This window comes from Pedobacter sp. KH_004 (genome assembly GCF_057840755.1).
In genome coordinates, this window is record NZ_CM174519.1 from 2,558,028 (window position 1) to 2,572,799 (window position 14,772).

At 36.8% G+C, this 14,772-nt stretch carries 14 protein-coding genes; 12 read left to right on the plus strand and 2 right to left on the minus strand.

The window, feature by feature from the left end; genetic code table 11:
- Nucleotides 1-68: 68 nt before the first annotated feature.
- Nucleotides 69-704, plus strand: a complete 636-nt coding sequence (locus tag AC3ITD_RS10990) for an HAD family hydrolase (protein WP_265801308.1) — start codon at nucleotides 69-71, stop codon at nucleotides 702-704.
- A 7-nt stretch (nucleotides 705-711) separates the two neighbouring features.
- A complete protein-coding gene (locus AC3ITD_RS10995) occupies nucleotides 712-1,032 on the plus strand; it encodes an Mpo1-like protein (RefSeq protein ID WP_489366417.1) in 321 nt (106 codons plus the stop codon).
- 271 nt (nucleotides 1,033-1,303) lie between these two features.
- Here AC3ITD_RS10995 and AC3ITD_RS11000 read toward each other — a convergent pair whose 3' ends face one another.
- Nucleotides 1,304-2,491, minus strand: a complete 1,188-nt coding sequence (locus AC3ITD_RS11000) for a proline dehydrogenase family protein (RefSeq protein WP_489366419.1) — start codon at nucleotides 2,489-2,491, stop codon at nucleotides 1,304-1,306.
- Between the two features lie 92 nt (nucleotides 2,492-2,583).
- Here AC3ITD_RS11000 and AC3ITD_RS11005 point away from each other — a divergent pair, with 92 nt between their 5' ends.
- From AC3ITD_RS11005 to AC3ITD_RS11050, 10 genes are all read left to right on the plus strand, one after another.
- On the plus strand, nucleotides 2,584-2,790 hold the full coding sequence (locus AC3ITD_RS11005; protein ID WP_056850370.1) for an RNA-binding S4 domain-containing protein: 207 nt from the start codon (nucleotides 2,584-2,586) through the stop codon (nucleotides 2,788-2,790).
- Nucleotides 2,790-3,848, plus strand: a complete 1,059-nt coding sequence (gene aroB, locus AC3ITD_RS11010; protein ID WP_489366421.1) for a 3-dehydroquinate synthase — start codon at nucleotides 2,790-2,792, stop codon at nucleotides 3,846-3,848. The genes AC3ITD_RS11005 and aroB overlap by 1 nt, the downstream gene beginning before the upstream one ends.
- Before the next feature lies 1 nt (nucleotide 3,849).
- Nucleotides 3,850-4,800 (plus strand): sterol desaturase family protein, encoded by a 951-nt coding sequence (locus AC3ITD_RS11015; RefSeq protein ID WP_489366423.1) that lies wholly within the window; start codon nucleotides 3,850-3,852, stop codon nucleotides 4,798-4,800.
- A gap of 554 nt (nucleotides 4,801-5,354) precedes the next feature.
- A complete protein-coding gene (locus AC3ITD_RS11020; RefSeq protein ID WP_489366425.1) occupies nucleotides 5,355-5,570 on the plus strand; it encodes a type II toxin-antitoxin system RelE/ParE family toxin in 216 nt (71 codons plus the stop codon).
- Nucleotides 5,571-5,850: 280 nt separating this feature from the next.
- Nucleotides 5,851-6,684, plus strand: a complete 834-nt coding sequence (locus tag AC3ITD_RS11025) for a prephenate dehydratase (protein ID WP_265801301.1) — start codon at nucleotides 5,851-5,853, stop codon at nucleotides 6,682-6,684.
- A 104-nt stretch (nucleotides 6,685-6,788) separates the two neighbouring features.
- Nucleotides 6,789-7,928: a chorismate mutase gene (locus tag AC3ITD_RS11030; RefSeq protein WP_265801300.1), complete on the plus strand. Its 1,140-nt coding sequence runs from the start codon at nucleotides 6,789-6,791 to the stop codon at nucleotides 7,926-7,928.
- A 267-nt stretch (nucleotides 7,929-8,195) separates the two neighbouring features.
- Nucleotides 8,196-9,464, plus strand: a complete 1,269-nt coding sequence (aroA, locus tag AC3ITD_RS11035) for a 3-phosphoshikimate 1-carboxyvinyltransferase (protein WP_489366428.1) — start codon at nucleotides 8,196-8,198, stop codon at nucleotides 9,462-9,464.
- A 115-nt stretch (nucleotides 9,465-9,579) separates the two neighbouring features.
- On the plus strand, nucleotides 9,580-10,677 hold the full coding sequence (aroC, locus tag AC3ITD_RS11040) for a chorismate synthase (RefSeq protein ID WP_489366430.1): 1,098 nt from the start codon (nucleotides 9,580-9,582) through the stop codon (nucleotides 10,675-10,677).
- 146 nt (nucleotides 10,678-10,823) lie between these two features.
- Nucleotides 10,824-11,435 (plus strand): DUF1684 domain-containing protein, encoded by a 612-nt coding sequence (locus AC3ITD_RS11045; protein ID WP_489366432.1) that lies wholly within the window; start codon nucleotides 10,824-10,826, stop codon nucleotides 11,433-11,435.
- A gap of 122 nt (nucleotides 11,436-11,557) precedes the next feature.
- Nucleotides 11,558-12,310, plus strand: a complete 753-nt coding sequence (locus AC3ITD_RS11050; RefSeq protein ID WP_265801296.1) for a LytR/AlgR family response regulator transcription factor — start codon at nucleotides 11,558-11,560, stop codon at nucleotides 12,308-12,310.
- A gap of 58 nt (nucleotides 12,311-12,368) precedes the next feature.
- Here AC3ITD_RS11050 and AC3ITD_RS11055 read toward each other — a convergent pair whose 3' ends face one another.
- Nucleotides 12,369-14,624 carry a tetratricopeptide repeat protein gene (locus AC3ITD_RS11055; protein WP_489366434.1) on the minus strand — a complete coding sequence of 752 codons (2,256 nt, stop codon included), beginning with the start codon at nucleotides 14,622-14,624 and terminating at the stop codon, nucleotides 12,369-12,371.
- Nucleotides 14,625-14,772 lie beyond the last annotated feature (148 nt).

Here is a 14,772-nt window from a genome sequence, read left to right on the forward strand (position 1 = left end):
CAGTGTTTTTCAGTTTTCTGCCTACATTATTAAATATTTGGAGATATTTGCAAAAAGTTTAACTACTCATGCAACACATTAAAAACATCATTTTTGATTACGGAAACGTAATTTTCGATATTGATTTTAAAATCGCTCAAGCTTCGTTTCAAAAGCTTGGCATAACTGATATAGAAAATTTCTTTGCGCATAAAGCACATAATCAATTGTTTGATGATTTTGAAACAGGCGCAATTTCACCAGCCGAGTTTAGAGCTGGTATCAGAAATGCTGCAAATAAACCAGACCTAACGGATGCACAAATTGATGAAGCCTGGAATAGTTTATTAGTCGGAACAATTCAGGAGAACCATGCTTTATTATTAGAGGTAAAGAAGAAATACCGTACATTTTTGTTGAGTAATAACAATGAAATTCATTACGATTGGATCATCAATTACTTAAAAACTACTTTTGAACTAAATAATTACGATGACTATTTTGAGAGAGCTTACTTTTCTCAACACATGAAATTGCGTAAGCCAAATACAAATATTTTCGAACAGGTTTTGAAAGAAAATAATTTGGATCCAGCCGAGACTTTATTTATCGACGACAGTCCTCAACATATTGAAGGTGCGAAAAAGGTGGGATTAAACACCCTGTTGATGACCGAAAAACCTGCTCAACTTGATAATTTCTTGAGGAAAAATGGCATTTTGTAGTTGAACAATGATAGAACAGAAATTCAAATCACTTAAAGAATTTTATCCTTACTATTTAAGTGAACATAGCAACACAACATCCAGAATACTTCATTTTATTGGAACTTGCCTAGTGGTGTTGGCGTTTTTTACAGGCTTTTTATTCCACGATTGGCGTTTCTTCTTAGCAATGCCGGTTTTGGGTTATGGCTTTGCCTGGGTGGGGCATTTCTTTTTCGAGAAAAAAAAACCTGCTACATTTCAATATCCAGGTTATAGTTTAGCCAGCGATTTTATTCTTTTTTATGATTTGCTAACAGGAAAACAGGAATTTGTGGCGAAGAAATAGTAGAGTCCTCTTCTCCATTTCATCTAGGATCTTATCCATAGCAAAAGGTTGCCACGGAAACACAGAACACACGCAAAAATGAATAATTGCGGATTATCCAACCAACTTAAGTTCTTTAAACCCGATTGCAGCGTAAATACTTTTTGGTGCACATCTTCGACAAGCTTAGGCTGAAAATGACAAAAAGATTGAAGCAAAAAGCGGGACTGAATTATCCGAAAAAATACTGAACGCTCATTTCCAAATCATCAACAGCATCCTTGAGAAACAATTAAAGCTTTCTTCTTTTCAATTCCCTTTCAATTAAGCCTAATTCCCTACCCGTTTGTCCGGCAACAGAAGTATTTTCCTGCGCTCTTCTAAATAGATAGGGCATTACCGCTTTTATCGGTCCGTAAGGGACATATTTTGCTACATTATAGTTGGCATCGGCAAGATTAAAGCTCAAGTTATCACTCATCCCTAAAAGCTGCGCAAAATAAACATGGTGATGATTATGCGCTATCTTCTTCTCATCTAAAAGATATGTTAACAATCGACTGCTATCCTCATTATGCGTTCCGCAAACGATGGCAATTTCCTCAATATGATCTATACAATAACGTAAAGATTCATTGTAATCTCTATCTGAAGAAGCTTTATCTGGCTGAATTGGAGAAGGATAACCCATCTCTGCAGCACGTTTCCGTTCTTTTTCCATGTAGGCACCACGAACCATTTTTACCCCCAAAATGAAGCCAGCAGCTTTAGCAATTAAGTGATCTGCCTTCATATCGGCTAGCTTATCATGGCGATACATCTGGTAAGTATTGTAAACAATTATGCGTTCCTTATTAAATTTACGCATCATATCCAGCGCTAATTCATCAATCGTATTTTGAATCCAGGTTTCCTCTGCATCAATCATTACTGGTACGCCTCTATCAAAAGCGGTGCGACAAATCATTTCACAACGTAATTTCACCTTTTCAAACTCTGCATTTTCATCTGCAGTTAAAGCCTGTTTCGCATCTAATTTCTCTAACAATGCAAAGCGACCAATTCCTGTAATTTTGAAAACTGTTATCGGGATATTTTTATCGCCATCAGCACGCAAAATAGTACGAATAATTTCCTGGCATGTTTCATCAAAAACCACCTCTTCTTCCTCACCTTCAACCGAATAATCCAAGATCGTTCCAACACCACCTTTCGCCAGTTGTTCAATAGCTTTATCGCATTCGGCAATGGTTTCTCCTCCACAGAACTGTTGAAAAATAGTGGCTTTAATGGCTCCTTGAATAGGTAAACCTATATTAAGAAAGAAATTAGTGATCGGCGGGCCAACTTTCGTTAGAAAGTTGCTCCCAATCATTTTAAACAACCAAAATGCTTTTTTTAGTTCAGCATTGCTTTTTTGACGAAAGGCTACTTCTGTATTGTCGAAATTAGGTTGTTTATTGGGTGATGATTCAATCATTTGTTATATAATAAGTCAGATAGATGCAAAATTATAAAAAGCATCCATTCTACGAACGTAAAACCTCTAAATAATCGTATTTTTGCAGCAAAATGATACAATTTAAATTAGAAGGCGAATTTATTCCACTTATCCAATTGTTAAAGGCGACCGGATTGGTTGGCACTGGTGGCGACGCTCAGGCGGCTGTGATGGATGGTCTGGTAAAATGCAACGGCGAAGTAGAATTCCGCAAGCGATACAAAGTAAGGGTTGGCGATATCATCTCTTTTGAACAAGATAAAATCGAGGTAATATAATGGAAACTTTAACTAGCGCCGGCCATTCGCTTTACTTCGAAAGTAATTTAGATGCCTTAAAAAATCTTCTTGAAAGCAATAAATACAGCAAGGTTTTTATTCTTGCTGATGAACATACCAGCGAAATTTGCTTGCCCGTTTTTCAATCGATGATGGATGATTTCGCGGAGTTCGACTTGATTGAAACTTCTGCAGGAGAAGAAAACAAAAACATCGACTTCTGTATTGGGATCTGGAAAACCCTTTTGGATTTTGAAGCCGACCGTAAAAGTTTGATGATAAATTTAGGGGGTGGCGTAATTACGGATATGGGTGGTTTTATTGCCTCAACCTACAAACGCGGCATTGATTTTATCAATGTTCCTACTACTCTACTTTCTCAGGTTGACGCCTCTGTTGGTGGTAAAACCGGCATTGACATCGATAATGTAAAAAACATGGTAGGTACCTTCACCCTACCTCAAATGGTTTTTATCGAAACTGAATTTTTAAAAACCCTGCACAAACGCGAATTGCTATCAGGCTTTGCCGAAATGATAAAACACGGTTTAATCTACGACAAAGCCTATTACGAGAAGTTAAAAACTACTGATTATTTAACACCATCTGCCGGAGATATTTATCGGTCAGTTGAAATTAAAAACGAAGTAGTAACGATTGATCCACACGAAAAAAATCTGCGGAAGATCCTGAATTTCGGCCATACTATTGGGCATGCCGTAGAAAGTTATTCACTCGCTAATGACGAAAATCCCTTAACTCATGGGGAAGCAATTGCTATTGGTTTCGTTTGTGAGGCAGCTTTATCTGTTAAAAACAGCGGGCTAGCAAAGGAAGAATTGAAAGATATCAGCGATTATATTTTATCGTTATATCCTAAATATGAGATTGAAAATGAAAGTTTCGAAACACTTTTAGAGTTAATGAAAAGCGACAAAAAAAACGAGAATGGAAATATTCTGTTCTCCCTTTTAGAAACAACAGGCAAATGCACGTTCAACTGCCGTGTAAGCACAGCCGATATTTTAAGCAGTTTAGCGTACTATAATAGTTTATAAAATGAAGTTTACCGGAAGCGACGTATCGGTTGGAGGTTTGTTTGGCTTTGTGATTGTACTCACCCTGGTGGAGATGTATTTCAGCTATGCACACGATAAAAAGCTATATACCAAACGTGATACCTGGACAAATATTTATCTGATGATTGTTGCCGTGGTGATTAACCTTGGAATGAAAACTGCAACATTTTTCCTTCTGGAATATTGTTATCAGTTCCGTCTTTTTGAAATCTCTAATATTTGGATCTATTGGTTAGTCCTTGTTTTGGCACAGGATTTTCTTTATTGGTTTCTGCATACAGTTGGCCATTATGTTCGCTTCTTTTGGGCAATGCATGTTACGCACCATTCGTCAGAGCATTTTAATTTAACTACAGGTTTCAGGTCTACGGTTTTTGAGCCGCTTTATAGGGTACTCTTTTATTTGCCCCTAGCTTTTATGGGGTTTACAGCAATGGATATCCTTTTCGCTTATCTGGTAACGCAGATTTACGGAAACCTGGTTCATACTCAGTATAAAATTAATTTTCCCAAATGGTACGAATATATTTTTGTAACGCCATCACATCACCGAGTTCATCATGCCAGTAATGTGCGCTACCTGGATAAAAACATGGGAATGGTTTTAATCCTTTGGGATAGAATGTTTGGCACTTTCCAAGCCGAACTGCCTGAAGATAAAATCAAATATGGCTTAACAACTCAGCCAAAAGATACTGGCCCCGTTAATATTATTTTCCACGAGTTTATTGCCCTTTCTGCTGATGTTAAAAAGGCTCCTACTTTCATGGATAAGGTAAAATATATTTTTAATCCTCCGGGTTGGAGCCACGATGGAAGCACCAAGATTGCGAAAATTATGCAGCAAGAATTACGCGAAGCCGAAGCATTAGCAACCAATAATGTTAAAGGTTTTAATGAAAAACAGCGAGCGCTAAGTTCAACAGGATAATATTCGAACGGTCTGTATCTAACAGATCGTTTTTTGTTTGAGGAGATTTTGGAAATGAATGGCTCGGTACTTTTGGCTTATTGAGTGCTGCTGTTCAATTGTTAAAAAACTTATGTCATTCTTAGCACGAAGAATATGTGCTTATTGCAGGTAGATTGTTTCATAGTTGCAGATTCTTCGTGCCTAACATTAACGTAATAATTTCCGTCTTTGCGATCCTGATTCTTTATCGAGAGAAGCTCCAGAGGAATGCCTTTGGCACAATCTCATTTGTTATATTATTTTATTAAAGGAGATTGCTTCGTGCCTCGCCTGCCTGCCGCAGGCAGCAATGACGACCGTTCCTAATATCATTCATATTGATTTTATGAAATAAATTAACCCTCATAATGACAGAGCTAAAGGTATTAAAAATGGAAAAATTGCCCCTTTATCTTTAAGTGATATATGACAAAAGTGATATATGACAACGGGAATCAAAATAAGTTCTTCTCCTATTTTCATCAAAAAAATTAAAAAAGAAACATCAATCGTTAGTAAATGATTTAAGTGAAATGGGATCGCGACTGAAATATAAGCCAACCACCGGCAGCGATCTAGGTAATGGAGTTTTTAGAATAAGACTCGCTGTGAAAGGCAAGAGTGGAAGTTACAGATTCATTACCTATCTTCACACTGAAGATGACATCACAATGGTTTACATTTATAATAAATCTGAAGAAGTAACAGTTTCAAAGAAAGATATTCAGAAAATAATCGACAGCCTGTAAAGACTTTAAATCTATCTTTCATACTCATCTCCAAAACGGTCTAAATCAGAAAAAATTAAATTTTATTGAAAATATTTTAACTTTCCTATTGACAAATTAAATTTTGTTATTACATTTGGCTCATTCAAAAACGAAAATGAAATTATTCAACACATATTACTTTGGTTACTTTTACTATTTTAGTAAGAGCCGGGGCTAATATGCAAAATGATAGATAACAATATTAAAATGTATAAAAAAGTCCCGGCAAACAGCCGGGACTTTTTTGTTTTACGCAAAAATGGAAAAGACAAAACGAGTAGCAATTCAAGGTATTAAAGCATCTTTTCATGAAGAAGCAGCCTACAAGTTCTTTGGTAAAAACATTGAAACGGTAGAATGTAATTCCTTTAAAGAAACCTGCGATAAGTTAGAGAAAAATGATGCCGACTTCGTAGTGATGGCTATCGAAAACTCAATTGCTGGCAGTCTTTTACCAAACTACACTTTAATCAGAGATTATGGCTTCTCGGTAGTTGGGGAGATTTATTTGCCTATCCAATTACATTTAATGGCCTTGCCTGGTGTAAAATTCGAAGATATCAAAATCGTCACCTCACATCCTATCGCCATCCGCCAATGCATCGATTTTTTTTACGATTACCCACATATTAAAATCGTTGAAAGTAATGACACAGCAGCTTGCGCAAAACGTATCCAGGAGGAAAAATTAACAGATACAATGGCTATTGCAAATAGTTTAGCAGCAGAGTTATATGGCCTTAATATTCTAGAAAGAAGGGTTGAATCAAATAAAAAAAACTATACCCGTTTTCTTATCCTTAAAAAAGACAAAACCGATGAGGGTAAAAAAATAAACAAGGCATCTATCTGCTTTCAGGTAGGTCACAAGGCAGGCTCATTGGCAACAGTATTAAACATATTTGCAGAACAAGAGGTAAGCTTAACAAAAATACAATCTATGCCGGTGTTAGGGAAAAGAAACGAATACTATTTTTACGTTGATTTAGAATGGCCCAGCACTGAAAAATACGACAAAGCGGTCCGAAAAGTGCTTAAATATACTTCAAACTTTAACATATTGGGCGAATATCAAAAGAACGACAAAGTGTAGAAGAGTAACAATTTTAGACCTACGAATTACGATTAAAAAATTAAAAAACTATCAAAATATATTTTCGGACTTCAGAATCCGGACTAAAAAACAACCCATAAATCATGAAACTTAATTTAAACATCCAACCATTAAACACCTGGTTAAACGTTAACAACGAACCATTAATCATCTCGGGACCATGCAGTGCAGAAACTGAAGAACAATTACTCACTACAGCACACTTGTTGGCTGCAACAGGTAAAGTATCCGTTTTAAGAGCTGGTATCTGGAAACCACGTACACGCCCGGGAGAATTTGAAGGCATTGGAAGCATTGGTTTAGAGTGGTTGAAACGTGCTAAAGCCGAAACTGGTTTACCAACCGCTGTTGAAGTTGCCAATGCAAAACACGTTGAAGAGGCTTTAGCAGCTGGTGTTGATATTCTTTGGATTGGAGCACGTTCTACAGTAAACCCTTTCACGGTTCAGGAAATTGCTGATGCTTTGAAAGGTCACGATGTTCCGGTTTTAATTAAAAACCCGGTGAACCCTGATTTACAACTATGGATTGGTGCTATTGAGCGAATTAACGGAGCTGGCATTACCAAAATTGGAGCAATCCACCGTGGTTTCTCTTCATTCGAAAAAAGCTCTTTCCGTAACGAACCAATGTGGGAATTGGCTATTCAATTAAAAACTTTATGCCCGGATTTGCCAATCATCAATGATCCAAGTCACATTTGCGGGAACCGTGAATTAATCCCATACATCTCACAAAAAGCATTAGATTTGGATATGCAAGGCTTGATGATTGAGTCGCATGTTGATCCATCAGTAGCCTGGACAGATGCTAAACAACAAGTTACGCCAGCAGCACTTGCTGAATTGGTAGATCGTTTAACTGTTCGTGAGCCAGAGGCACCGAATGAAGCTTTTGCTGATAAACTTGCCGATCTGCGTAAAAACATTGACAAAATTGATGATCTATTATTGCAAAAACTAGCTGAAAGGATGGCTATTGTAGAGAAAATTGGTGAATACAAACGCGATAATCAAGTAACTATCTTACAGGTTAACCGTTGGGATGCCATCATCAAAAAAGGTCATGCTTTTGCAAAGGCTTTGAAATTAGATTTAAACTTTACAGAGAAATTCCTGGAATTGATGCACGGTGAGTCAATCCGTAAACAAACTGAAATCATGAATGCTGGCAAAGCTGCAAAAGGAATCGCTGCTGAGCAACATACTGAGGTTTCGAAATAAGGTAGAGGGTTTAAAGTTTAAGGCAAAGTTAAAACTAAATACTTAATCGTTAATTTCTCCACAACACATCATTGCGAGGCACGAAGCAATCTTAATGTTCAAAACATTAGAATTTACTTATCCTCGTAATTAGGATTACAAAATATAATGATGTTGTATTTTATACATTGTCATTTTGAGCTTGTCGAAGAACTTTTAACATCGTTTCGACAGGCTCAACATGACAAGCGAAAAAAAATAACGCATCGAGAATAAAACCAGAATAAAATGTCTAAAAATGCCTTAGTTTCTTTTAAGGGAACCAAGAATATTAATACGGAAATCCAGTTAACAGGCTCGAAAAGCGAATGTAACAGAGCCTTGATTATAAGCGCTTTAAGCAAAAAATTGGTTAAGGTAGAAAACTTATCAAATGCAGCCGATACAGTAACACTTAATGGTATCCTTAATAATCTTGAAGAAGAGTTAGATGTAGAAATCCAGGAATCTAAAACAGTAGATGTTGGTCCTGCGGGAACAGCGATGCGTTTTCTTTCGGCTTATCTTTCTGCCAAGAATGGAAACTTTTTATTAACCGGAACCGAGCGTATGAAACAACGCCCAATTGGAATCTTAGCAGAAGCTTTGAAAACATTGGGTGCGGATATTTCTTACGCAGAAAACGACGGCTTTCCGCCATTAAACATCATTGGTCCATTGCATCAAAAGACAGCCGAGGTAAAAATTAAAGGTGATATCAGTAGTCAATATATTTCGGCTTTATTGATGATTGCCCCTATTCTGCCTCAGGGTTTAACTTTGGAAATAGAAGGTGAACTTACTTCAAAGCCGTATGTAGATATGACCTTGGATATGCTGGCCGAAGTTGGTATTGAACACTCATGGAATGGCAATTCTATTACGATAAAACCACAGTTGTTTAAACCAGGAACATTGGTTGTTGAACCAGATTGGAGTGCAGCCTCTTATTGGTATAGCATTGCGGCTTTAGCTGATGAAGCTAAAATCGATTTGCCTGCCCTAAAAGAAAAAAGTTTACAGGGCGATAGTCAAATCCAGAAAATAATGAAGATTTTCGGGATTGCTACCAATAAAACTGAAAAGGGGATTTCCATCAGCAACTTAGGCTTATTGTTGGAAACAACGCAGGTTCTAGATTTAAAAACCTGCCCTGATTTAGCGCAAACCATTATTGTCATCGCAGCAGCCTTAGGCAAGAATATGTCGTTTACAGGTTTGGAAACCTTAAAGATTAAGGAAACTGATCGCATTGCGGCATTACAAAATGAGCTTGCTAAAATCGGCGTTACGCTCACTGAAAACAACCTGGTTTACACACTTAATACCGACGAACTTCATTTTTCTAATAAGATTACCATTGCAACTTATGAAGACCATAGAATGGCGATGGCTTTTGCACCTCTTGCATTATTAATTGATGAAGTAGAAATTGAAGAAATGCAAGTTGTAGAAAAATCTTATCCTTATTTTTGGGAGGATTTGAAAAAAGCTGGATTCGACGTGAAAGAGAAATGAGAATTGAGACACTAGATGTGAGACTCAAATAACAATAAAAGAAATCAATCAAATTTAGATATACTTTGAGGGGAAATCTCAAATCTAATATCCCAAATCTAACATCTAAAATAATATGGCAGGCAACTCATTCGGACAACTATTTCGCATCACCACCTTTGGCGAATCTCATGGCGTAGCTATTGGGGTAATTATTGATGGCTGTCCGGCGCAATTGGATATCGACATGGATTTTATCCAAACCGAACTGGATAAACGCAGGCCAGGTCAATCTAAAATTACTACACAAAGGAAAGAAAGTGATACTGTTCAAATTCTATCTGGTATTTTCGAAGGGAAAAGCACAGGAACGCCGATTGCTTTGTTAATTCCAAATGAAGATCAACGGTCGAAAGATTATGGCCATAATGTTGATGTCTATCGCCCTAGCCATGCAGATTATGTGTATGATGCAAAATATGGGATCCGCGACTATCGAGGAGGAGGACGTTCATCGGCCCGTGAAACCGCTGCCCGAGTTGCCGCAGGTGCAATTGCCAAATTGTTTTTAAAGCAACAAGGGATCGAAATTTTCGCCCATGTAACTTCAGTTGGAACCATCGAGGCTCCAAATTTAGAAAGCAACGATTTACCAGCTTTGCTTAAGATTCGGGAAGAAAACATTGTTCGTTGTGCAGATCCGGCTACGGCTCATGAAATGATTGAATTTATCGACTCCGTTAGAAAAGATGGTGACACCGTTGGCGGTAAAATTGGCTGCGTGATTAAAGGCTGTCCGGCTGGTTTAGGTGAACCTGTTTTTGACAAACTGCATGCCGATTTAGGTAAAGCGATGTTAAGCATCAATGCCGTACATGGATTTGAATACGGATCTGGCTTCGCCGGAAGTGAATTAAGAGGCTCTCAACACAACGATATTCCTCAAGCAAAAACTGCTGATTCAAAAATATTTAAAACGACTACAAATTTCGCTGGTGGCATTCTGGGAGGTATTTCCAATGGAATGGATATTACTTTCAAAGTGGCTTTCAAACCTGTTGCTACCATTATGCACAATCAGCAAACGATAAATGCAGCCGGTGAGGTTTCCGAAATTAGAGGGAAAGGCCGCCACGATCCGTGTGTGGTACCAAGAGCGGTTGTAATTGTTGAAGCCATGGCAGCATTAGTATTGGCAGACCAGTTTTTGAGAAATAAAGTTAGTGTGATCTAGATTTAAGCCGTCATTTCGACCGCAGTGGAGAAATCTTTGGATAATAAACTTGATTCCAGGATTTCTTCCTTTCTTAACACTCAACCCGAAAGCACTTAAAAAGTCTTCGACAAGTTCAGGCTGACAACATATATTAACGATAGATCATGATAAAACTCCTCCCTATCCTATTTCTTTTCTTTGGTTTAAACTCTTTCGCTCAATCCTATTCCGAGCAAATTAGGACACACCGCGAAAAATATAAACAAGCTTTTATAAAAGAATCCAATTCTCCTTTGAAAGAGCACGATTTGCAAAATCTTCACTTTTATGATGCAGACAGCAATTATAAAATTTCAGCCGATGTGGAGATGCTAAAAAATGAGAAGGTTTTCAAAATGCCGACCTACGATGGAACGAGCAAGGAATTTTATCGCTATGCAAAGATTAATTTCAATTTAAATGATAATGCCATAACGATGATTTTATACAAAAGCATTGCTTTGTCCAGTAACCCAGCTTATAAAGATTTACTTTTTCTGCCCTTTACTGACGAAACGAATAATGTAGAATCTTACGGCGGCGGCCGATATATCGACCTGAGCTCCAAAGAAATTAATAATAACAAAATAGAAGTGGACTTTAACAAAGCGTACAATCCTTATTGTGCTTATAGCGATGGTTATCGCTGCCCGGTCCCTCCAGAAGAGAACAACCTGGAATTAGCCATAAAAGCAGGAGAAAAAAAATTTACAGGAGAAAAAAAACATAAGAAATAAGAACAGTAATAATAACGAATAGCGCTATTAAAAAAATTTTATATCAATCGACATTATTTTGAAGTATATTTAAAACAATACGGTGTTAAGCCTGTATTATTATAAATTTAATAAATCCAACAATGTTGTATAAATGTATTATCGTTGACGATAATGAAATTGAGCGAGATGCTCTCGAAATGCACCTCAAAAAAATTCCATCATTAGAAATTGTAAAGGTTTGTACAAACGCTATTGAAGCAGCTAGCATATTATCCAATACTGATATCGAGATTGTGTTCTCCGACATTGACATGCCTGAGCTATCTGGAACTTCCCTGTTAAAGATTATTAAACAAAAGCCCTTATTTATTTTCATTACCTCGCATAGTCAATATGCGGTAGAGAGCTACGATTTAGATGCGATTGATTTTGTAGTGAAACCAGCCACATTCGAAAGAGTTTTAAAGGCTACCAACAAAGCAATTGAATATCTCGAGTTAAAAAAACAATTCATTAATGATGGAACCGATCATAGCCAATCTAAAAATGATCAAAAAGATTTTTTCTATTTTAAGGAAACCAAAGGCATAAGCAAGCTAAAATATGATGATGTAATCTATATCGAAAGTATGGGAGACTTTTCCAAACTGTTTACCAGCAGCGATAAACACATTATCTTAGTTAGCCTAAAAAATCTGGAAAAGCAGCTTCCGAAAGAAATCTTCGCACGTGTGCACAAGCAATATATCATCAATATAAACCATATTGCCACATTAACCAACCATGAGGTTCATTTAGATTTCAATTTCGTAGTTCCAATTAGTTCGGCAAATAGACAAGAATTGATGGAAAACTCAATAGATAAAAAAATACTATCCAGATTTACTAAATAAGTTACTGATTCTTTCTGTTGACCAGATAGAGTTTAGATTTGACTAACAACCAATCCCATTATTTAGGTAAGGTTATCGTAAATGTAGTTCCTCCACCCTCATTTGGCTCTACCCTTATATGGCCCTCCATTAAAGTTATAAATGTTCGGCAGAGCATTAATCCTAGCCCAGTCCCCTTCTCATTATTGGTGCCCAAACTACTTTCACCAGTCACCAAATATTCTGATTTGTTGAAATGATTGATCTGGCCAGAACTTAGTCCAACACCACTATCGGCAACTTTTATTTCAATATTATTCGCACTTGATATGGAACTCAATGTAATTTCACCGCCTTGAGGTGTAAATTTAACTGCATTTGTTAAAAGGTTCCGGATGACGAGCGCCAGCATATTTGCATCTGCTTTACACTTCACTTGTTCGTTTATATGATTTGCTATGGAAATATTTTTTTGCTGAGCATGATCTTGCATTGATTTTGTCACTTCTTCCACTAGCTCTTGAAGTTTGAGCACCTCCAAATGTGGATTAAAGCCTTGCATTTGGCTGGCTGCCCAGTTCAATAAATTTTCCATCATCGTTGAAGTATAACTTAAATTATTTTTTAAAGATGAGGCATATTTCGTTAATTTCTCCTGTTCTATATTTCCACCTTCCAGGAGTTGTATAAATGATATGAGTGAATTTATAGGCGTTCGCATATCATGACTCACCACACTGAATATTCGATCTTTTACTCTATTTAACTGTTCTAACTGCCTTTTTTGGGTATTGATAATGATATTCAGGCGAGTAGTCTTCCTTTGATTTAAAAAAATAAGAAATGCAGTTAGAAGCACCAGCGTAATTGCAACTGTAAGAAATATTTTAACCCGCCAATCAAAGTTGATTTGCTGTTCTTGCTTGATTATTTGTTTATCGCGTAGCGAAGTTTCATACTTTGATTGCAGCTTTGCTCTTTCAAACTTGTTCTTTTGCAATTGCCGATCCATCTCCAGATCAGCTTGTTTTTTTAAAAAGGTAAAGCGCTGTAGTGTTTTCTCCTTATCACTCAAAATCAGTTGCTGCTTTCTTAAAAATAGTTCCTGTTGTTGTTGCCTGGCTAATAAAACCTGTTTTTGTAACTCAATATCGGTTATCTTTTGTTTAAACTGATAGTCCTTTTCTTTAAAACCGAAATCGATCTGCATTTGCCTGCGGGTAATTTCTCGTTCCTTTTCCTTATTAAAAATTTGATCTCGTACGAGAATATATTCTTTGTAAAACGCCAATGATTCATCGTAATTATTTGAAACTTCATAAACATCGCTTAACCCTAGAGCCGCGTTTTGCTTTGTTTCTAAAAAATTATTTTCTTTCGCAATTGCAAAACTGCTCGAATAGAGTACTATTGCATTATCAAAATCTTTCTGCTTGTGGTAAAAGTTGCCTAGCGCATAAAGACATTCAGCATACATACTCTTATCGTCACCAAGCTGACTTATTTGAATAGCTTTTTGATAAGATTTTAAGGCCAGATCATTTTCACCCATTTCATTGTAAACGTTCCCGATGTTGCACTTATTTGATGCGATTAATCCATTATCTTTTAATAACTCGGCGAGGGCCAGAGATTTTTCAAAGTTGAAAAGAGCAATTTGCAAACGTTCTTTATCTGAGTTGCCCATCTTGTTTAATTCCTCCTTTGAAGCATAGAAATAGGCAGAACCCATTAAATTATAGACCACAGAAACTCCTCTAAAACTTTCATCATCTTTCATAAAAACCTTAAGGGCCATTTGAAGATAAATTAGTGATTGACTGGCTTTTCCAAGATTCTGATATATACTGGCGATGTTGGCATAACAACTCGCCATGTCTGTTTCATTCCCCATTTTTTCATAAATGGCTATCGCTTTTTGGTTTACCTCTAGTGATTTGGCATAATCTGGTATTCCGGCGTACATGGCTCCTAAGTTTAAATAGGTACCCGCAATCATATCTAAAGTTTTGAGCTGATTATACTCAGCTATTGCGAAAAGATAATTGGATTCAGCTTTACCATAATTGGCGCGACCATGATAAAACAAACCTCTTCGATAAAAAGTGACTGCAACATACTTTCTAAGTTTTAATTGCTGAGCCAGCTGTATTGTACGATCGGCATAATCTTCCATGCGATCTACATCTTTCATGCGCATGTATTGCCGATACACTTCGGTAAGTATTTTAACTTTAGTGCTGTCGAACTGATTATAACTCTGATTTTTAGCCAGTAAGCTATCAAGCTGTTTGTATTGATCTGCAGTTTGACCTATTGAAAATAACGGAAACAAGAGTGCACAGATAATAAACAGCGCAAATAACAAAAGCTTGCTATCTATACGCGTATAAGATCTCCTCCCGCTGAAATATGTTGTTAACTTCCACAAAATATTGAAACCTTAAGAAAGATAAGTATAGGAAGAATTTATAGCATCAATG